The following is an 18848-nucleotide window of genomic DNA, read 5'->3' as shown; positions in this document are numbered from 1 at the left end:
GAACACCAAGCCCCGCCGACACCGTTGGCATCAACCTCCCCGACTCCGAACGACTCCAAGCAGCTTGACACCGACCGGATCAGACCGGATCCGGGGGCTTTTGCGTCTGCTCGCGCAGGGTGGTGAGCACCGCCATCGCGGCGTTGTGGCCGCCAACGCCAGACACGCCGCCCCCGCGGCGCGCGGCGGAGCCGCACAGCATGATCCGCGGGTGCTTGGTGGCGACTCCCCACTGACGCGCCGGTGTGTCCAGCGGCTCGTCGTCATCAACGAACGGCCACGCCAGCGCACCATGAAAGATGTTGCCCGCGGTCATCGCCAGCGTTCGTTCGAGATCCACGGTCGTCGTCGTCTCCAGGCAGGGACGGCCGTCCGCGTCGGCGAGTAGCACATCTTGAACAGGTTCGGCCAGAACGGAATTCAGCGACTCAAGCACCACGTCGGTCAGTCGTTGGCGCGAGTCGGCGGGATCCGCGGCGCCGAACACAGAGTGCGGGGCGTGCAAACCGAACACCGTCATGGTCTGCACACCCGCTGCCTCGACGCCGACGATGCTCGGGTCTGTGAGCGAGTGGCAGTACGCCTCACACGGCACCGGATCCGGGATGCGGCCGGCCTGCGCTTCCGTATATCCGGCGTCGAGCTGGGACCAGGTCTGGTTGACGTGGAACGTCCCGCCGAACGCCTGTTCCGGACGGACATCGGCGTCCCGGAGGCGGGGGAGCCGGCGCAGCACCATGTTGACCTTGATCTGGGCGCCGGGCGCCACCGCGGGCGGCGGCTCGCCCAGCAAGTCGGCCAGCACTGCAGGTCCCACACCGGCGAGGACGAACCGGCCGCGAACCAGGTGCTCGTCACCGCCGCTGTGGTAGCGCACCTCGCCGTCCGGGGTGACGCCGAAAACGTCTGCGTCCGTAATGATCTCGGCACCATGTCGGGTTGCGGCGGCTGCCAGTGCCGAGGAGACCGCTCCCATTCCGCCGACCGGCACATTCCAGTCACCGGTGCCGCCGCCGAGCACGTGGTACAGGAAGCATCTGTTCTGTATCAGTGACGGCTCGTCCAGACGAGCGAAGGTGCCGATCAGCGCATCTGTCGCCATCACCCCGCGCACCAGGTCATTGCGCACGGCGCTGGTGATCGCGTGCCCGATCGGCTCCTCGACCAGGGCGTGCCAGGCGGCAGCCGCGTCCGGATCTGCGTTGGCCATCACGAGTCGGCGCGCCTGTTCGCGGCTGCGCAGCGGTTCGAGCAGCGTGGGCCACAGCGGTCGGGTCACCAATTGGCAGCGCCGGTAGAACGCAGTGAAGCCCTGCTCGTCGGCCGCGGCCTCGACGGCGGCGAATGTGCTCGAAGCACCGATCAACAGGCCGGTGCGCCCGGCCGTTGCGGGATCGGGGGTGTAGGACGAGTAGTGCCGCCGCAGCAAACGCACCGGGGCCTCCAGGTCGGCCAGGATGCGCGACGGCAGCAGGCTGACGAGATACGAATAGCGCGACAGTTGCACATCCACGCCCGCGAACAGCGACGTCGAGACCGTGGCCCCGCCGACGTGTCCCAGGCGCTCGAGTAACCGGACCCGAAGGCCCGCGCGGGCCAAATAAGCGGCCGCGACCAGGCTGTTGTGACCGCCGCCCACGACGATCACATCGTGATCAGCCTGCGTCAGTTGAGGTAGCCCTCGACCTCGTCGGCCGGCCGCACGGCCGCTTCACTCGGGTCGCCGCCGGTTTCGCGCAGGGCCCGTCGTTGCCGCAGCAAGTCCCAGCACTGGTCTAGTTCGACCTCGATGCGGCGCAGTTGCTGGTGTTCTTCAGACTCACTGATCTCGCCGTCCTGGAGGGCCGCTCGCAGCGCCTTCTCCTGGGCAACCAGGTCCTGGATGTGCGCAAAGGTCTCGTTGTCTACTGGTTTCCTGCCGTCACCCATTGCTCCAGTGTGCCCGACAATCACCAGGACACCGGCCCGGACTCGGTAGGCTGCATATCGCCTGGAAGCGCAACAATGCGTCAAGAGTGAGGAGCGACGGTGGGGGCAGATGTGGGTGTGGAGGAACCGCCCGCGCCCGCTGCCGAGCAAATCAACGCGCCACCGGCACCGGCGAATGATCGACAGCAGACCGCCCGTACCTGGCTGATCGCGGCGGCGGTGATCCCGTTCCTGATCGCGATCATCGGCTATGGCGCCTATGAGCGGCCCACCGGCGTGAACGGACCGACCGGCAACCTGCCGACTCTGGCGAGTCCCACCGCTGGCCCCAGCGCCGCGATCCGGCCGTTGTCGCTGCTGTCGATCAGCCGCAACGGCAACAGCCTCACGTTGATCGGTGACTTCCCCAACGAGGCAGCCAAGGCGACACTGATGAAATCGCTGCGGGCGATGACGACGCCCGGCGTCGTCATCGTCGACCAGATCCGCATCGATCCCCTGGTGCGCGCGCTTGATTTCGCCGCCGCAGAACCCGTCTTCGCTGCCGGAGCGCCGATCCCCGACTTCACGCTCCGAGTCGAGCAGGACACCGTCACCTTGACCGGCACCGCCCCTTCGCCGGATCAGAAGACCGCGGTCGAGCACGCGGCGGCCAGCGCCTGGCCGGACCTGGCTGTGAACAGCAAGATCGCCACGCGGGCACAAATCACGCCCGGCGCCCCGCCCTCCGCCGCGCCGGGGGCCGCCTCCTGCAACGACCTGCAGGCCCAGATCAATGCCATGACGGGAGGGCCACTCGCCTTCGGCAACGACGGGGTGGCCCTGACCCCCCAGGACAAACAAATCCTCATCAAGGTGGCCGACAAGCTGAAGGCATGCCCCAACGCGCGGGTATCCATCAACGGGTACTCCGACAACAGCAGCAGCGAAGCCATGAACATGCCACTCACCACGCAGCGAGCCACCTCGGTCGCCGAATACCTCATCGCCAACGGTGTGGCTCGCGACCACGTCGTTGCCAAGGGTCTCGGATCCGCCAACCCGATCGCCAGCAACGACACGGTCGAGGGTCGCGCCAAGAACCGCCGCGTCGAGATCGTGGTCAGCTAGGGGGACGGGCATGGGTTTCGTGATCCAGTGGGTGGTGTACCTGGCCGCGTTCGTGGCCGGGTCGGCCACTGCCTACGGGATCGTCGCGCTGAAGCGGAGGGTCGACGGCCGGGCTGATAGGACCGCTCTGGCTGCCGCCGGATCGCGGGCGTCCGACCTGAAGGTTTCCGAGCCGACGGCCGAGCTGGGCGTGGATGAGCCGGAAGCGGAGGCAGCGCAGCCGCACTGGCCGGTGTCTGCAGCGCGGTGGTCTGAGACCACGACCGACGTTGTGGAATCCGAGCAGGGGTTGACGGAGCCGGTGGCGCCCGAGCCGGAAGCTGAGCCGGCGGCCGTCGAGCTCCAGGAAGCGGAGCCGGAGGTCGTGCCCGTTGAGGAGGCCGAGCTGGAACAGGTGGCCGCCGCCGAGTCGCAGCCAGAGCCCGACGCGGAGCAGGAAGTCGTGTTGGCTGAGGCCGAGCCGGAAACGGAACTCGAGCCGGTGGCTGCCGAGGCCGTGCCGGAACCCGAACCTGAGCCCGAGCCGGTGGCCGCCGAGCCCGAACCCGAACCGGAACCCGAGCCGGCGGCCGCCGAGCTCGAGGAGGCGGAAGTTGCTGAGTCACCACTGGCTGAGGACGAGCCGGTGGCTGACGCATCGGAGCCTCAATGGCCTGGTGCTCCGGCTCAGTGGCACGGCTTCGATCTTGGGCCACCCGAACCGGAGCCCGAAGCCGAGACCGCCCCTGCTGCCGAAGCCGAGCCCGAGACTGAGCCCGAGCCGGTGGCCGCCGAGAACGCCGTCGAGCCCGAGGTTGCCTCGCCGCCAGTGGCCGAGGACGAGCCGGCTGACGCGTCGCAGCCCCAGTGGCCCGGTGCTCCGGCCCAGTGGCATGGTTTCGATCTCGGCAGAACCGAGCCAAAGGCCGAGCAGACCCCCGAGCCCGCACCCGAGCCGGAGCCGGAGCCCGAACCGGAGCCAGAGCCTGCGTCGGCAGGGCTTGAAAGCGCGGTTGCAGAGGAGGCCGAGGACGAGGTTGTGCCGGACCTGCCGCAACCCCAGTGGCCCGGCCCGCCGTCGCAATGGCATGGATTCGATCCGATCGCGGATCAGCCCGAGGAGCGCGCGGCGGCCAGGCCGGAGCCCGAACCTGAACCCGAGGCCGAGGCCGTCACGCCGGAACCGGATCCGGAACCGGAGCCGGAGCCTGAACCCGAGCCCATCCCGGAGCCCGAGCCCCAGCTGGTACAGCCACGGTGGCCCGGACCGCCATCGCAATGGCCGGGGATCGGGGTGCGAAGGTGAGCGCCCACGTGCACTGGTGGTTGGCCGCCCTGTCCTTCGCGTTGGGAATGGTGCTGACGTTCTTGCTGACCCGACCCGCCAAGGCGCAGCTGCCCGCGTGGATTTCCGCTGGACCGAGTCCGCAGCAGGCCGCTGCGCCCGCGCCGTCGGTCACGGAAGTCAGCCTGGCCGAGGCGCCGACGCAGCAGATGCCAGTCGTCACGATGGGTCCGTTGGCCAAGAAGGCCGTCGCGAAAGCGCCGCCGAGGAAGCGCAGACCTCCCGCCGCCGCAGATGCGGGGCTGAGAGCCGGTTCGGGAGAAGCCGTCACGGAGCGAATCAAGATGATCAGGGATGCGCCGACCGAACGCATCCCGACCTCCGAAGACGCTGCGACGCAACGCATCCCGGTGGTGAAGAAGGCCCCGGCGAAGAGGCCGCCCGCCAAGAAGGGTGTCCCCGCCAAGGCGCGGCCGAAAGGACCGAGGGGCACCGCGACCAAGCGCGTCCCAGGCGCCAAAGGCGCTGCGACGAAGAAGATTTCGGTCGGTGACGACGCACCCACCACGGTATTGCCGCCGCTGACGCCGTACGCGCCCTACGGCCCTGGCTCCATGCGCGCCAACCCGGATGGCAGCGGACCGGAGGATTGGCCGGTGAAGGGACGCACAGATTCGCGCCTGTTCTACACGCCCGACGATCCGGACTACGAGAGTATCGAAGCCCAAGTCTGGTTCGAGAACGAAGAGTTCGCCAAGCGGGCGTTCTTCACACCGTGGAGCAGAAGCACCCGCAAGAAGTAGCCGCGGAAACGTCAGCTCGGGCCGGGCAGGCGCAGCACCAGGCGCGCCCCGCCCATCGGGCTGTTCTCCAATGACGCTGTCCCGCCGTGCAAATGGGCCTGTTGGGCCACCAGTGCCAGCCCCAGCCCGGAGCCCGAATGCGAAGCGGTCGACCCTCGGGAGAACCGCTCGAAGACCACCTGCCGTTCCTCTTCGGGCACCCCGGAGCCGTCATCGTCGATCGCGATCTCCACGCCTGCGCGCGAACTGACGGCCGACAGCTGGACCCGGGTCGCGCCGCCGTGTTTGACGGCATTGGCGATTGCGTTGTCCACCGCCAGGCGCAACCCGGCCGGCATCCCGACGATGATGCAGGTTGGGGACGGCACCAGCGAGACATCCAGGTCGGGGTAAATGCGGGTGGCGTCGTGGGCGGCCCGGTCGAGCAGGTCGGTGATGTCGACAGGTACGTGGTCGTCGGAGGTGGACAGTTCGCCCTGGGCCAGGCGCTCGAGCGCGCTCAGGGTGGCCTCGATCCGCGACTGGGTGCGGATCACGTCGTTGAGCACCTCTTTGCGCTGGTCATCTGGCAAATCCAGGGTAGACAGCACCTCGAGATTGGTCCGCATCGCGGTGAGCGGTGTGCGCAGCTCGTGCGAGGAAACCGCCGCGAAGTCCCGCGCCGACGCCAGCGCCTCCTGCGTCCGGTTCTGCTCGTTCCAGATCCGCTGCAGCATGCCTCGCATCGCCTCGGCGATCTCAACAGCCTCGCTGGCACCGTGCACTTCGACCCGGGGCGCCTCGTCGCCGGCGTCGATCGACCGGGTTTGTTCGGCGAGCTGTTTGAACGGACGTACGGCGAACGCGGCCAGCAACCATGCGAACACCGCCGCCGCGCTGATGGCGAAACCACAGATCAGCAGCACTCGGCGATGCAGATTGTTGGTCTCGGCATAGGTCGCGTCGTAGGTCGCGCCGACGGCCAGCGAGGTGGGTTCCGGACCCGGGATTTCGACCGTGCGTACCCGGTACCGCACGCCGTGAATGAACGTATCGGCGTAATCGGCTTGCAGCCTGGGCAGCGTGATGTCCGAATTCGACTTGATGACGTTGCCGCGGCGGACCGTGATCAGCGCGTCCTGGTCGTTGGGGGAGCGCGGGATCTCATCAAGGCCGCGGGGCACGAACGGGATGGCGAAGCCGGCCGCCTCGTCCAGCCGGCGGTCCAGCCGCTCTTTGCGGTCCTTGGTGATACCGACCCACACCACGACGCCGACGATCAGAACCGGGATCGCGGCCCCGATCACCGTCGCCACCACGACCCGCGTCCGCAGCGACGGCGTCCGCGCGAAGACCCTAGATAGGAAATTCATCGCCACCATGTGGCACCCCGCGCACTCATTGCATTCTGAGCACGAACCCGACTCCCCGGACGGTGTGCAGCAGCCGCGGGCCACCATTGGCCTCCAGCTTGCGCCGCAGATATCCGATGAAGACGTCGACGACATTGGTGTCGGCAGCGAAGTCGTAGCCCCACACCAGTTCAAGTAACTGTGCGCGGGACAAGACTGCCGTCTTGTGCTCGGCCAACACGGCGAGCAAGTCGAACTCCCGCTTGGTCAGGTCGACGTCGACGCCGTTGACCCGCGCCCGGCGCCCCGGAATATCCACTTCCAGCGGGCCGACCGTAATGGTCTCCGACGACGACGTCGCGGTGGCGCCGCGTCGACGGAGCAGCGCGCGCACCCGGGCCACCAGCTCGGCCAGCACGAACGGTTTGACCAGGTAGTCGTCGGCACCGGCTTCCAGCCCGGCCACCCTGTCGTCCACCGAACTGCGCGCGCTGAGCACGCACACCGGCACGTCGTTGTCCATGGCGCGCAGTGCCGTGACGACGCTCACGCCGTCCAGCACCGGCATGTTGATGTCCAGCACAATCGCGTCCGGCCTGGTCTCAGTCGCGCTGCGGAGGGCCTCGGCGCCGTCGACCGCCGTTGATACCTCGAATCCGGAGAGCCGCAGGCCGCGCTCTAGCGACGCGAGCACGTCGGAGTCATCGTCGACAACCAAGACCCGAGGTGAGTTCCCACCAGTGTCCATGCGCCTATCTTGCCTGATTCTCGGCGGCGCCGGTGGGAGGCGCGAGGTCGGTGGTGATACGCGCACGGTAAACGGGCTCTGACGAAATGGCATCGTATTCGACGCGGCGGCGCTACCACTGCACCGTTGACGACGCTCCAGCATCGAAATCAAATGGCGGAGCGCGGCATTCACCGTTCGAGCGGTCTGGCGACCACGAGTTGGATTGCTAGAGTGCGGTTTCCAATCCGCGCTTAGGTGCCTGAGTGCTCAGATGTCCTGGGCGGCACCACGCCCGGCGGCGCGCCCGGAGAAGATGCAGCCGCCGAGAAACGTTCCCTCCAGTGCGTTGTAACCGTGCACGCCTCCGCCGCCGAATCCTGCCACCTCGCCCGCCGCGTACAGGCCGGGGATGGGCTGACCGTCGTTGCCGATTGCCCGGGACGACAGGTCAGTTTGTATGCCGCCCAACGTTTTCCGCGTCAGGATGTGCAGCCGCGCCGCAATCAAAGGTCCAGCTTTGGGATCCAGGATGCGGTGCGGCGTGGCGACCCGGCCCAGCCGGTCGCCGAGCGCGCGCCGAGCGTTGCGGATGCCTTGCACCTGCACGTCCTTGCAGAACGGATTGGCGACCTGAAGGTCCCGGGCTTCGACCTGCGCGCGGATGTGGGCGGGGTCGAGCAGGGATTCGCCGGTCAGTTCGTTCATTTGCTTGACGAGGTCATCGAGGTCGTCGGCGACGAGGAAGTCGGCGCCGTGGCTCTTGAACGCCTCCACCGGACCCGTGGCGTCCCGGTTGAAGAACCGCTCCTGGAGAACGGCCATCAGGCTCTTGCCGGTGATGTCGGGGTTCTGCTCCGAGCCCGAGAGTGCGAACTCCTTCTTGATGATCCGTTGGGTCAGGATGAACCAGGAGTAGTCGTATTTAGCGATGTCTGGGTCGGTGCGCAGATGCTTCAGAGTGCCCAGGGTGTCGTAGCCGGGCAGGAAGGGGGCCGGCAGGCGCCGGCCGAGGGCGTCGAACCACATCGACGATGGGCCGGGAATGATTCGGATCGCGTGCTTGGGCCAGATCGGATCCCAGTTGTTGACACCTTCGACGTAATGCCACATCCGATCCCGGTTGACCAGCCGAACACCGCTGTCTTTAGCGATGTCGAGCATGCGTCCGTCGACATAGGCGGGTACGCCGGTGATCATCGACGACGGCGGGCTGCCCAGCCGGTCGGGCCAGTAGCGACGCACCATCTCGTGATTGGCGCCGATGCCGCCGCTGGTGATGATCACCGCTTGCGCCGACAGCTCGAACTCACCGACCGCGTCGCGATTGGAGGGGGCGCCTCGTACCGCGTCATCGGGAGCCAGGACGACACCCTTGACGCCGGTGACCGCGCCGTCGGTGTAGACCAGCTCATCCACTCGATGCCGGTGATGGAACTTGACCAGACCGTCCTTAGCGGCCTGTAGCGCCGAGTTGACGAACGGTTCGACGACGCCCGTGCCGGTGCCCCAGGCAATGTGGAACCGCGGGACCGAGTTGCCGTGCCCTTCGGCGCGAAGATCCCCGCGCTCGGCCCACCCGACGGTGGGCATCAGCTTGATGCCGAGGTCGGTCAGGTAGGAGCGCTTTTCCCCGGCGGCGAATTCGACGTAGGAGCGGGCCCATTTCGCGGCCCAAGCGTCCTCGTCGTCGAGCCGGTCGAACGCCGCACTGCCGGACCAGTCGTTCCAGGCCAGCTCCAAAGAGTCCTTGATGCCCAGGCGCCGCTGTTCGGGGGTGTCGACGAGGAAGAGTCCGCCGAACGACCAGAATGCCTGCCCACCCAGGTTGGCTTCGTTCTCCTGATCGATTACCGCGACCCTTTTGCCGCTCCGCGTCAATTCATGCGTGGCGACCAAGCCGGACAATCCCGCACCGATGACGATGACGTCAGCGTCCATGTGACAGCCTCTCTACGAGAGTTCGTTCTGTTGATACGTCAGTGTATCTTATACATGAACGTACTGGAAGCGGGATGCGCGGCTTCGGGCAGTCCGGGCTTAGCGGGTCAGCACCACACTCATCAGTTGGGTGAGCCAAGCGCGGGCCGCGATCTGGTCGCTGTCCAGCAGCAATTGGACGCTCACCCCGTCGTAGGCGGCGATGATGGCACGGGCGGTGTCGGTGACACTTCCTGCTGCGGGGTGAAAGTCGATGCCGCTCGCGGTCAGCCGCTCCTCGATGACCTTGCGCAACTGGGCGCGGTGGATCTCCCAGCGGTGCGCCAGTTCGGGTTTGCGCGCGGCGTACAGCAAAAAATCGAACTTGATCAACAGCCAGTCGCGTTCGAGCAGCAGGGTGTCCACGATCCGCTCAACGGCGCCGGTCAGGTTGGTCGCGGGATCGCTGTTCTCCATCGCCGTCCGGACCTGATCGGCGGTTCGTACGGCCCACTCGTCGTAGAGCAGGAAGAACAATTCCTCCAGGCTTTCGAACTGCGAGTAGAAGGCGCCCCGGGTGTAACCGGCCGCTTCGCACACGTCCTCGATCGTGACGTGCCCGTATCCCTTCTCGGCGAAGACCTGAAAGGCGGCCTTGATCAGCCTGGCGCGCGTCTCAGCGCGACGTTTGGTGACTCGCACCGGCTTTTCTGCTGTAGGTGTCGTAGACGGTGGCATGCTGTTCCTCCCATTCCCCATGTAACCGATACATTGCCACATCGGATACGCGATGGCTACCTAGTGGCAAGTCTCGGAGCCTGATCGTGATCCGACACCCAGCAACCCCGGCGCTGAGTTAGCTGCCGGGGTTGCTGTGTTGGGTCGAGTCCTAGATGCCGCCGCCGTCACCGCCCTTTCCGCCGCCACCGCCGCCACCGCCGGTGGTGCCGTTCGGGTTGGCGCCGCCGCTACCGTTGTTGCCCGATTGGCCGGAGATGCTGATAGTCCCGTACCGTCCCGTGCCGCCCTTGCCGCCGGTGCCACCGGTGCCACCCGCCGCGCCGGTGCCGGAGCCGAATGGCGGCGCGAGGCCGTCCCCGCCCGAGCCGCCGCGGCCACCGTCTCCGCCGTCACCGCCCGGACCGCCAATACCTTCACCGCCGCCGCCTCCGCCGCCGGCGTGACCACCCTTGCCGGCGTTGAACAGGATGGAGGCGTCGGCGCCGTTGCCGCCGTTGCCACCGTTTCCGCCGTTTCCGCCGGCGCCTTGGAGGCCCTTCCCGCCGACGCCGCCGAAGCCACCCGCTGCACCGTTGGCGTTGTTGCCGACGCCGCCGTTGCCGCCGTTGCCACCGGCCCCACCGTGTCCGCCGGTGCTCCCTTCGCCGCCGCTGCCGCCTCGGCCGCCGTCGCCGCCGGCCGGGTGGACCACGCCGCCGACGTCGCCGTTGCCGCCGTTGCCGCCTCGACCGCCGTTTCCACCGGCGCCCTGCATCCCGTTCGCGCCGGACGTGCTGGTACCCGCGCCCGTACCGCCCTGGCCTCCGACACCGGCCTTGCCGCCCGTGCCGCCGGTGCCGCCGTTGCCGCCATAACCTGCTTGGGGCCTGCCGGCGGTCGCTTCGGCGCCGTTGCCGCCGTATCCGCCGGTGCCGCCGGTGCCACCGTTGCCGCCGACGCCGCCAGTCCCCCCGGCGCCTTGGGTTCCGTTCTTGCCGCCGTTCAGGTTTAGCGCCTTGCCGGCGGCGCCACCATCACCGCCCTTACCGCCAGCGCCGCCCGTCCCGCCGGTGCCGCCGGTGCCGCCGTCGCCACCGGTCCCGTTTCCGTTGCCCGGGGTGCCGTTGAAGCCATTGCCACCGGTGCCACCGTTGCCACCGGTCCCGCCGGTGCCGCCGGTGCCGCCCTTCCCACCATTGCCACCGTTGCCGTGCAAGGTACCGCTGTTGCCACCGGCACCCCCGGCACCTCCGGCCGCGCCGTTGCCACCGGTGCCGCCCGTGCCGCTGGTGCTGCCGCTGTTGGTACCGGTGGTGCCTATGCCGCCCTTACCGCCGTTGCCGCCATTGCCGCCGTTGCCGTCGAGGCCGCCATTGCCGCCGTTGCCGCCCTTACCACCAACCGTGTTGGGTGTGGTCGCGTCCGCGCCGTGGCCGCCGTCGCCGCCATTGCCACCGCTGGTCGGGGTCTCACCCCAGGCGCCCTGGGCGCCGCGGGTGCCGTTGGGGCCCTCGCCGCCGGCGCCGCCCTGCCCGCCGGCGCCGCGGCTCCCGCCGTTGCCGCCGTTGCCACCGTTGCCGTTTCCGCCGTTGTCGAACGAACCGTTGGCGCCATCGCCACCGTCGCCGGCATAGCCACCGTCACCGCCATTGCCGCCGGCGCCACCCGCACCCTGAGTTCCCGCCTTGCCCACGTGCGCGGTGCCGCCCTTTCCGCCGTTGCCGCCGTCTCCGCCCTTACCGCCGGCACCGCCGTCGCCGCCGTCACGACCGTTCGGGCCCATAGTGGACCCGTGGTCGCCGCGGGTGCCGTTGCCCCCGTTCCCGCCGTCGCCGCCCGTGCCGCCGGCGCCGCCGTTGCCGGCGTCGCCCGTAACGGATCCGCCGTTTCCGCCGATTCCACCGGACCCGCCCCTGCCGCCGGCGCCGCCGGTGCCACCATCACTGCCGCCAGTGCGGGGCACGGATCCGTTGGTGCCGATCGCCCCGTCGCCGCCGGCCCCGCCGTTTCCGCCCTTGCCGTACGCTCCGGCGTGGCCGCCGTTGCCGCCGTTGCCGCCGTCGCCGCCGGATCGGGTGGGGTCGCCGCCACCGGCCCCGTTGCCGCCGGCCCCGCCGTTTCCGCCGTTGCCGAAGTTTCCGCCGTTGCCCCCGTCGCCGCCGGAGGCGCCGGTGCCGTGGGGTGCGAAGGCGTCCGCTCCTCGACCGCCGTTGCCGCCGTTGCCGCCGGTGGTGGGCCGAACGCCGTCCCATCCGTCGGCGGCGTAGGAATTGCCGCCGCTGGAGCCGCCCTTGCCGCCGGTCCCAACATTGCCGACGTCGCCGCCGTTGCCGCCCTTGCCGCCGACGCCGTTCTTGACGTCCCATCTACCGTCGGCGCCGTTGCCACCGTTGCCGCCTGCGCCGGCGTTGCCGCCGTCGCCACCCCTACCGCCGGCGCCGTGGGCGCCCGCCTGGCCGGCTGTCGCACTGCCACCTTCACCGCCGGCACCGCCGTTGCCGCCGGCTCCGCCGTTGCCGCCCCTGGCCCCGTCGTAACCATCAAGATGCGCGCCGGAGCCGTTGGCAGCGGCAAATGCGTTGCCGCCGTCGGCGCCCTTGCCACCGGTTCCGCCGGCGCCGCCGGCGCCACCGTTTCCGGCAACGGAACCACCGCTGCCACCGTTTCCGCCTGCGCCGCCGGCACCTCCGTCGCCGCCATTGCTCGGGACCGTGCTGGAGAAGGCGGGGCTGCCGTTGAATCCGTTACCGCCCCGGCCGCCCGCGCCACCGTCGCCGTGCGTCCCGCCGTTGCCACCGGCGCCGCCGCGGGCCCCGCTGCCGCCCGTCCAAGCCGCGTCGGCACCGGCGCCGCCGTTGCCACCGTTGCCGCTGTGCGGGGTCAGCCCGGTGGCACCGTAGGCACCGTTGCCGGCTTTGCCGCCGAAACCGCCGGCGCCGCCCGCTCCGCCGACGCCCGGGTTGCCGCCGTTACCGCCGGCGCCGCCGACTCCGTTGTTCGCCGCCCAGTTTCCGGCGCCGCCGTTGCCGCCATTGCCCGCAACGCCGCCGGTGCCGCCGTTACCGCCGGCACCACCGGCGCCCTGACCGGCGGTCGGGGTGAAGAGGCTGTTCAGCAGGCCGCCGGTGCCGCCGGCGCCGCCGGACCCGCCGACCCCACCGTTCCCGCCGTTGCCGCCCGCCTGTCCGTTCACACCTGCGCCGAGGTCACCTAGACCGCTGCCGCCGGCGCCGCCCTGGCCGCCCTGGCCGCCCGCGCCGCCGGCGCCGCCCGTGCCGAACAACCGTGACGCTTGTCCGCCCGCGCCGCCGGCCCCGCCGTCGCCACCGGACGTACCGTCGAGTCCGGCTCCGCCGGCAATGCCCGCAGCGCCGTTACCCCCGGCGCCGCCCGCGCCGCCGTTCCCGTAGAGCAGGCCGCCCGCGCCGCCGGCACCCCCGGCGCCGCCGGTGATGGCTCGGGCGGTGCTGAGTCCGCCGGTTCCACCCGCGCCCCCGGTGCCCCACAGTCCGGCATTGCCGCCGATCCCGCCGGAACCGCCCGCAGTCCCCGCGCCGCCGGTCCCACCGTTGCCGTAGAGCCAACCGCCCTGGCCACCCGCGCCGCCGCTGCCACCAATTCCACCGGTGATCGCGGCGCCACCGGCGCCACCTGCGCCACCGTTGCCGATCAGTCCGGCGGCTCCGCCCGCGCCACCGCTTTGGCCCGCCGCGCCGGAACCGCCGGCGCCGCCGTTACCGATCAGCAGGCCCCCGGCACCACCGGCCTGTCCAGTTCCTGCTGCGCCATTGGCGCCGTCACCAATGAGCGGGCGACCCAGTAGGGCCTGCGTCGGGGCGTTCACCACACCGAGTACGCCCTGCTCCATCGCCTGCAGCACGTTGACGGATTCCGCGCTGGCGTAAGCCTTGCTGCCGGCGCTGATGCTCTCGACGAACTGGGTGTGAAAGGCCGCCACCTGAGCGCTGATCGACTGGTATTGCTGCGCGTGGTTGCCGAACAGGGCCGCGATCGCCGCCGAGATCTCGTCTTCGGCGGCCGGCAGCAGCGCCGAGGTGGGGAATGCGGCGGCCAGGTTGGCTTCGCTGATCGCCGACCCGATGCGGGCCAGGTCTGAAGCTGCCGCCGACACCATCTCCGGGGACGTGATGACAAATGACATGCCAGTGCCTTTCTTAAGCCGGGGAGCTGGGAAAACCGTCGCCGATCCGTCGACGCTTGCCAGGTGGTACGCGGAGAACGATACGACTACGTATCGGATACGTCAATACATATCATGCGGGTGTGAATGCGATGTAGAACACACATCGGATGTGTTCACACATCGAATACAGAGATGTATCGTTAACGTTGGCAGACCGCGGTAAGGCGGTGACGGCTGCGAGTTTCCAGCGCAGAATCGGAAAGGCGGGATTGGACATGTTGAGCTTTGAAATGCTTCCGCCAGAACTTAATTCGGCGCGGATGTACAGCGGTGCGGGATCCGCTCCACTGTTCTCTGCCGCGTCGTTCTGGGATGGCCTGGGCGCGGATTTGCGTGCCTCGGCGTCGTCGTTCGACTCGGTGATCTCCGGATTGGCCAACGGGTCATGGGCGGGTCCGGCGGCTACTGCGATGGCCGGCATCGCGGGCGGCTATGTGACTTGGCTGACCGCATCGGCGGGACTCGCCGAGGGCTCCGCGGTGCAGGCTCGCGCGGCGGCCACGGCCTTCGAGGCGGCGCGTACCGCGACGGTGCATCCCGCGGAGGTCGCCGCCAACCGCACGCACCTGATCACGTTGGTGGCAACCAATTTCCTCGGGTTCAACGCACCGGCGATCGCCGCGTCGGAATTCGAGTACTTCGAGATGTGGGCCCAGGATGTGGCCGCGATGCTGACCTATCACGCCGGCGCGATCGCGGTGGCCTCCATGCTCATTCCGTTCAGCACGCTGCCCCTGGATTTCGCGGGTATCGCGACGCAGGCGGTGGGTTGGGCTGAGTCGGCAGGAACCGCCGTGGCGGCGGCGGCTCCGCAAGTGGTGTCGGCCGTGCAGTCCTTCCCCTTGGATGCGGTGGCTCAGGGCGTGCAGATGCTGTCGACACCGGTCAGCATGGCCCTGTCCCCGTTGAGCAGCGCGATGGGCGGCGGGGCGCAGGGGAGCGCGGAATTGGCGGGCGTCGCCGCACCTGCGGAGCTGCCCGGCGCGGGTACGGCGGCGGCGTTTAGGCCCTTGGGCGGAGCGGGTTTGGGCGCTTCGGCCGGACTTGGACAGGCACGCACGATCGGAGGGCTGTCGGTGCCGCAGAGTTGGGTCGGCTCGGCGCCGGCCGCGCTGGGCAATTCGGCGCTGACAGGGTTGGGCAGCGTCGGCCTGCCCACCGCCGCCGCGCTGGCCGGCGGTGAGTCGGCGGCGGCAGCTGGGGCGGGAATGCCGCTGATGCCGATGCCGGCGGGAGCCGGAGCAGGCCAGCCACCTGGGCGCATGATGGGCGGCGGTGGGGGTTCCCACGTCGTGCAATCGCGGCCCAGCGTGATTCCCCGGATCGGTGTGTGATCTGCCCGCTACACCGCACCGGTTTCAGCGATATACCAGGCCGCTCAGGCGCCACGCGAATTGTCGGCGCGCCGCCGGCAAGTGGGCGGCAAATCGCAGGGCCGAGTTGCGGATCGGCCGCAACGGACGCGGCAGCGTCGACACCTTTGTCAGGCGACCGGTAAGTTTCAGTACCTCCGACGCCCGGGCCCGCTGCTGAGCGCTGTAAGCGTCGAGCGCGGCGTCGGAGCCACCGCCCAGCGCTTCGCTGAGCGCACCAGACAACGCAATCGCATCGGTGATGCCCAGGTTCATGCCCTGGCCGCCGGCGGGACTGTGTACGTGCGCGGCGTCACCGGCTAGCAGGAACCGCCCGGCCCGGTAACTGTCGGCAACGCGGTGCTGGATCCGGAAACGTGATCCCCAGAGCAGCTCGGTGACCATCGTGCGGCCGGGACCGAATCCCCGGGTATCCAACAGCATTTGAGCAAATTCTATCGTCGGGACCTTGGGAACGTCGGCCGCCGGAGCCACGATCCGGTAGACCCCGTCGGGCAACGGTGCCAGGACGTTCAGACCTTCGTTGCCGTAGAACAGAATCACCTCGTCGACCGGAGCCTCACCGGCCACCCGCACATCGGCCAGCGCGAAGGATTCGTCGAATTCGCCACCGCCAAAACCTATTCCGGCTTGTTGGCGCACGGTGCTGTGCATACCGTCGGCCCCCACGACATAGGCCGCCCGAATGGTCTGGCCGTCTTCGAACACCGCGGTGACGCCGTCATGGTCCTGGCTGAGGCCGGTCAATGTTTTGGGCCGAATGATGTGAGTGCCCAATTCGTTCAGTCGTTCCTCCAGCACCCGCTCGGTGTCGGCCTGGGAGATCATCAGCGTGTAGGGATAGGTCGTCGGGAGGTCGCTGAAGTCCACCGGAATGAGCAGGCGAGAACCCTGGCGCATGGTGAATCGCGGGGCGATCAGCCCGGCCTTTACCAGCCGCCAGGACACGTCGAGTTCTTCGAGCACCTCGAGGCTGCGGGCGTTCACGGCGGCCGCGCGGGAGGTGTTGGCGCCCGCGGGCAATCTGTCGACCACCAGCGCGTTGATGCCGCGCTTATGCAGGGAAGCGGCGAGGGTGAGACCGGTGGGGCCAGCCCCTATGACCAGGACATCGGTGTCGTTGTTCATGGCTTCTTCCTCTCTGATAGCCACTTAGTCAACGCTTGTTGGCATAGCAATAGCATGCGCTCGGGCGGCTGGAATGTCAACACTTGTTGGCCTACGGTTGTTGACATGAGGCGATCGTCAGCGGAGACCAAGGCCGTCATCCTTGCGGCGGCCCGGGAACGGTTCCGCACAGCTGGATTCCAGGCCGCGACCATCCGGGGGATCGCCGCCGACGCCGGGGTAGACCCGGCGATGGTGATGCGGTACTTCGGCAACAAGGATCAACTCTTCGCCGCGGCCGCGGAGTTCGATCTGCAGTTCCCCGATTTCGCCGACGCCGACCCGGGCCGGCTGGGCTGGTTGCTCGTCGAGCACTTCCTGCGGCGCTGGGAGGGCGATGACGACGCGCTTATCATCCTGCTGCGCTCTGGCGCGACGAATGCCGAAGCGGCGCAACGGATGCGAGAGATCTTTGGCAGCCAGTTGCGACCGCTGGTCGCTACGTGGGTGCCTGCCAGTGAGGCCGCGAAACGAGCCGGGTTGATCGCCACGCAGATACTGGGGTTGGCGTTGTGCCGCTACGTGTTACGGCTGCCGCCGGTCGTCGGGATGAGCCGTGCCGAGGTAGTGGAGTGGGTCGGCCCGACGATCCAGCGGTACCTGGATGACGGCGTCGGTTAGCCGGACGGCAGGCCGATGCGGCGGTAGCGCTGCAGTCGCGCAGCCAGGCGCTGCGGATCGGGCATCGCGCGCAAGGAATGGACTTCGGTAGCGATGGCCGCCGAGAGTCGACGGCAGAATTCCGCCGGTTCGTCGGCGGCGTCGGGGTGCTCGGGCACGATGGCGTCGACGATCCCCGACGCGAGCAGGTCGGCCGACCGGATCCCTTGTGCCACAGCAAGTTCGGGCGCATGCTCGATGTCGCGGAAAACGATCGCGCTGGCGCCCTCGGGGGGCAGCGGTGCCAGCCAGCCGTGCAGCGCGGCCAATACCCGGTCCGCGGGCACCATTGCCAGCGCAGGTCCTCCGCTGCCCTGGCCCAGCAACACCGACACCGTCGGGGTGTCCAGCGTGACGAGCTCGGCCAGGCACTGAGCTATCTGCCCGGCTAGTCCGCCCTGCTCGGCCTCGGCGGTCAGCGCGGGACCGGCGGTGTCGATCACCAGCACCAGCGGCAACCGCAATTCAGCGGCCAGGGCCATGCCCCGACGGGCCTCGCGCAGGGCACCGGGTCCCACGGCGTTGCCGCCGCCCGGCTCGATTCGTTGTTGTCCGAGCACGACAACGGGTTGGCCGTCGAAGCGGGCCAGCGCGAGCAGCGTGGTCGCCGCCTCGCCCTGACCGGTGCCCGAGAGCAGCACCCGATGGGTGGCGCCATGGCGGAGCAGCTGGCGCACATCGGGCCGGTCGGAGCGCCGCGAGGCGATCACTGAGTTCCAGGCGGGCACGTTCGGGACGGGCTCGGCGTGCGGGGCGCCCGGCGGTGACGCGGGGGCGTCGGCGATGACCGTCAACGCGTGGTCGAGCGTCGCGCGCAACTCCTCGAGCGGGACCACTCCGTCGATCACCCCGTAGCGCTGCAGGTTCTCGGCGGTCTGCACGCCCGAGGGGAACGGTTCGCCGTAGAGCAACTCATAGACCCGCGGCCCGAGAAACCCGATCAGGGCACCCGGTTCGGCAACGGTGACGTGGCCCAGCGAACCCCACGACGCGAACACCCCGCCGGTGGTGGGATTGCGCAGGTAGACCAGGTAGGGCAGATGTGCCTGCCGGTGCAGCTTGACGGCCGCGGCGATCTTGACCATCTGCAGGAACGCGACCGTGCCCTCCTGCATGCGGGTGCCGCCGGAACTGGGTGAGGCCAGCAACGGCAGCCGCTCGGCGGTCGCGCGTTCCACGGCGGCGGTGATCCGTTCGGCGGCCGCGACCCCAATCGAGCCGGCCAGGAACTTGAAGTCGCAGACCACCAGGGCGACCCGGCGGCCATGGATGCGGCCCTCCCCGGTCGAGACCGATTCATCCCGTCCGGTGGCCTCCCGGGCGGCACCCAACTCGCGGGCGTAGGACGGTGAGATCGGCAGCGTTACCGGGTCGGTGTCCCAGCTGACGAAGGATCCCTCGTCGAGTACCGCTTCCCGCAGTTCGTCGGTCGTGATACGGCTCACAGATGTGAGGCTATATATCCTGGCCCCCATGATCGGTATCACTCAGACCGAAGCCGTGATGACCATCGAGTTGCAGCGCCCCGAGCGACGCAACGCGTTGAATTCCCAGCTGGTCGAAGAACTGCGGGAAGCGCTCGAGAAGGCCAGTAACGGGTCAACCCGCGCGGTTGTGCTGACCGGCCAGGGCACTGCGTT

15 protein-coding genes and 1 pseudogene are annotated in these 18848 nt (G+C 69.1%); 7 read left to right on the top strand and 9 right to left on the bottom strand.

Translation table 11 applies throughout. The annotated features are described in order from the left end of the window. Positions 1 to 79 precede the first annotated feature (79 nt). A complete protein-coding gene (locus tag A9X01_RS19165; RefSeq protein ID WP_065122266.1) occupies positions 80 to 1645 on the bottom strand; it encodes a phytoene desaturase family protein in 1566 nt (521 codons plus the stop codon). A gap of 20 nt (positions 1646 to 1665) precedes the next feature. Beyond that, on the bottom strand, positions 1666 to 1929 hold the full coding sequence (locus tag A9X01_RS19160; protein WP_065122264.1) for a DUF2630 family protein: 264 nt from the start codon (positions 1927 to 1929) through the stop codon (positions 1666 to 1668). A gap of 150 nt (positions 1930 to 2079) precedes the next feature. Here A9X01_RS19160 and arfA point away from each other — a divergent pair, with 150 nt between their 5' ends. The 4 genes and pseudogenes from arfA to arfC (A9X01_RS32265) all read left to right on the top strand — a co-directional run bounded on the left by arfA (position 2080) and on the right by arfC (A9X01_RS32265) (position 5106). Next, the gene (gene arfA / locus A9X01_RS19155; protein WP_301336946.1) at positions 2080 to 3039 is read left to right on the top strand and encodes a channel-forming protein ArfA/OmpATb; all 960 of its coding nucleotides are present in this window, start codon (positions 2080 to 2082) and stop codon (positions 3037 to 3039) included. A 10-nt stretch (positions 3040 to 3049) separates the two neighbouring features. Further along, the gene (locus A9X01_RS30030) at positions 3050 to 4324 is read left to right on the top strand and encodes a hypothetical protein (protein ID WP_065122262.1); all 1275 of its coding nucleotides are present in this window, start codon (positions 3050 to 3052) and stop codon (positions 4322 to 4324) included. Continuing rightward, positions 4297 to 4410 (top strand): annotated as a pseudogene (arfC, locus tag A9X01_RS32270) (channel accessory protein ArfC); the annotation flags it as partial. The gene A9X01_RS30030 and the pseudogene arfC (A9X01_RS32270), both read left to right, overlap by 28 nt. A gap of 102 nt (positions 4411 to 4512) precedes the next feature. Beyond that, positions 4513 to 5106: a channel accessory protein ArfC, sunset domain variant gene (gene arfC, locus A9X01_RS32265; protein ID WP_436405285.1), complete on the top strand. Its 594-nt coding sequence runs from the start codon at positions 4513 to 4515 to the stop codon at positions 5104 to 5106. Positions 5107 to 5117: 11 nt separating this feature from the next. Here arfC (A9X01_RS32265) and prrB read toward each other — a convergent pair whose 3' ends face one another. From prrB to A9X01_RS19120, 5 genes are all read right to left on the bottom strand, one after another. Beyond that, positions 5118 to 6458, bottom strand: a complete 1341-nt coding sequence (gene prrB / locus A9X01_RS19140) for a two-component system sensor histidine kinase PrrB (protein ID WP_036365862.1) — start codon at positions 6456 to 6458, stop codon at positions 5118 to 5120. Positions 6459 to 6483: 25 nt separating this feature from the next. Continuing rightward, on the bottom strand, positions 6484 to 7185 hold the full coding sequence (gene prrA, locus A9X01_RS19135) for a two-component system response regulator PrrA (protein ID WP_065122260.1): 702 nt from the start codon (positions 7183 to 7185) through the stop codon (positions 6484 to 6486). 249 nt (positions 7186 to 7434) lie between these two features. Then, positions 7435 to 9105, bottom strand: coding sequence for an FAD-binding dehydrogenase (locus A9X01_RS19130; protein WP_065122259.1), 1671 nt, complete (start codon positions 9103 to 9105; stop codon positions 7435 to 7437). A 99-nt stretch (positions 9106 to 9204) separates the two neighbouring features. Beyond that, a complete protein-coding gene (locus A9X01_RS19125; protein WP_253849209.1) occupies positions 9205 to 9786 on the bottom strand; it encodes a TetR/AcrR family transcriptional regulator in 582 nt (193 codons plus the stop codon). A 187-nt stretch (positions 9787 to 9973) separates the two neighbouring features. Next, positions 9974 to 13966 (bottom strand): PE family protein, encoded by a 3993-nt coding sequence (locus A9X01_RS19120; RefSeq protein ID WP_065122257.1) that lies wholly within the window; start codon positions 13964 to 13966, stop codon positions 9974 to 9976. A gap of 257 nt (positions 13967 to 14223) precedes the next feature. Between A9X01_RS19120 and A9X01_RS19115 the strand changes: the two genes are divergently transcribed. After that, positions 14224 to 15342 carry a PPE family protein gene (locus tag A9X01_RS19115; RefSeq protein WP_155772168.1) on the top strand — a complete coding sequence of 373 codons (1119 nt, stop codon included), beginning with the start codon at positions 14224 to 14226 and terminating at the stop codon, positions 15340 to 15342. Positions 15343 to 15366: 24 nt separating this feature from the next. Here A9X01_RS19115 and A9X01_RS19110 read toward each other — a convergent pair whose 3' ends face one another. Beyond that, complete coding sequence (locus A9X01_RS19110; RefSeq protein ID WP_065122256.1) at positions 15367 to 16509, bottom strand: FAD-dependent oxidoreductase; 1143 nt, start codon at positions 16507 to 16509, stop codon at positions 15367 to 15369. A gap of 105 nt (positions 16510 to 16614) precedes the next feature. On the opposite strand from A9X01_RS19110, the gene A9X01_RS19105 reads away from it, so the two are divergent. Continuing rightward, a complete protein-coding gene (locus A9X01_RS19105; RefSeq protein ID WP_065122255.1) occupies positions 16615 to 17169 on the top strand; it encodes a TetR/AcrR family transcriptional regulator in 555 nt (184 codons plus the stop codon). On the opposite strand, the gene A9X01_RS19100 is transcribed toward A9X01_RS19105, so the two are convergent. Continuing rightward, positions 17166 to 18653 (bottom strand): acetyl-coenzyme A carboxylase carboxyl transferase subunits beta/alpha, encoded by a 1488-nt coding sequence (locus tag A9X01_RS19100; RefSeq protein WP_065122254.1) that lies wholly within the window; start codon positions 18651 to 18653, stop codon positions 17166 to 17168. The genes A9X01_RS19105 and A9X01_RS19100 overlap by 4 nt on opposite strands. A gap of 28 nt (positions 18654 to 18681) precedes the next feature. On the opposite strand from A9X01_RS19100, the gene A9X01_RS19095 reads away from it, so the two are divergent. Then, the coding region (locus A9X01_RS19095; RefSeq protein ID WP_231122940.1) for an enoyl-CoA hydratase-related protein at positions 18682 to 18848 on the top strand (167 nt) is incomplete at its 3' end.

Origin of the sequence: Mycobacterium asiaticum, assembly GCF_001668675.1 — a bacterium.
GTDB classification, from domain to species: Bacteria; Actinomycetota; Actinomycetes; order Mycobacteriales; family Mycobacteriaceae; genus Mycobacterium; species Mycobacterium asiaticum_D.
Note: the sequence above shows the minus strand (reverse complement) of the source record. Positions and strands in the feature narration are given on the sequence as shown.

What these genes read in the sequence shown, in the direction of transcription:
- A9X01_RS19120 (WP_065122257.1), bottom strand. Translation starts at nt 13,966, where the DNA reads ATGTCATTTGTCATCACGTCCCCGGAGATGGTGTCGGCGGCAGCTTCA.
- A9X01_RS19130 (WP_065122259.1), bottom strand. Translation starts at nt 9,105, where the DNA reads ATGGACGCTGACGTCATCGTCATCGGTGCGGGATTGTCCGGCTTGGTC.
- A9X01_RS19105 (WP_065122255.1), top strand. Translation starts at nt 16,615, where the DNA reads ATGAGGCGATCGTCAGCGGAGACCAAGGCCGTCATCCTTGCGGCGGCC.
- prrB (WP_036365862.1), bottom strand. Translation starts at nt 6,458, where the DNA reads ATGAATTTCCTATCTAGGGTCTTCGCGCGGACGCCGTCGCTGCGGACG.
- prrA (WP_065122260.1), bottom strand. Translation starts at nt 7,185, where the DNA reads ATGGACACTGGTGGGAACTCACCTCGGGTCTTGGTTGTCGACGATGAC.
- arfC (WP_436405285.1), top strand. Translation starts at nt 4,513, where the DNA reads ATGCCAGTCGTCACGATGGGTCCGTTGGCCAAGAAGGCCGTCGCGAAA.
- A9X01_RS30030 (WP_065122262.1), top strand. Translation starts at nt 3,050, where the DNA reads ATGGGTTTCGTGATCCAGTGGGTGGTGTACCTGGCCGCGTTCGTGGCC.
- A9X01_RS19160 (WP_065122264.1), bottom strand. Translation starts at nt 1,929, where the DNA reads ATGGGTGACGGCAGGAAACCAGTAGACAACGAGACCTTTGCGCACATC.
- A9X01_RS19110 (WP_065122256.1), bottom strand. Translation starts at nt 16,509, where the DNA reads ATGAACAACGACACCGATGTCCTGGTCATAGGGGCTGGCCCCACCGGT.
- A9X01_RS19115 (WP_155772168.1), top strand. Translation starts at nt 14,224, where the DNA reads ATGTTGAGCTTTGAAATGCTTCCGCCAGAACTTAATTCGGCGCGGATG.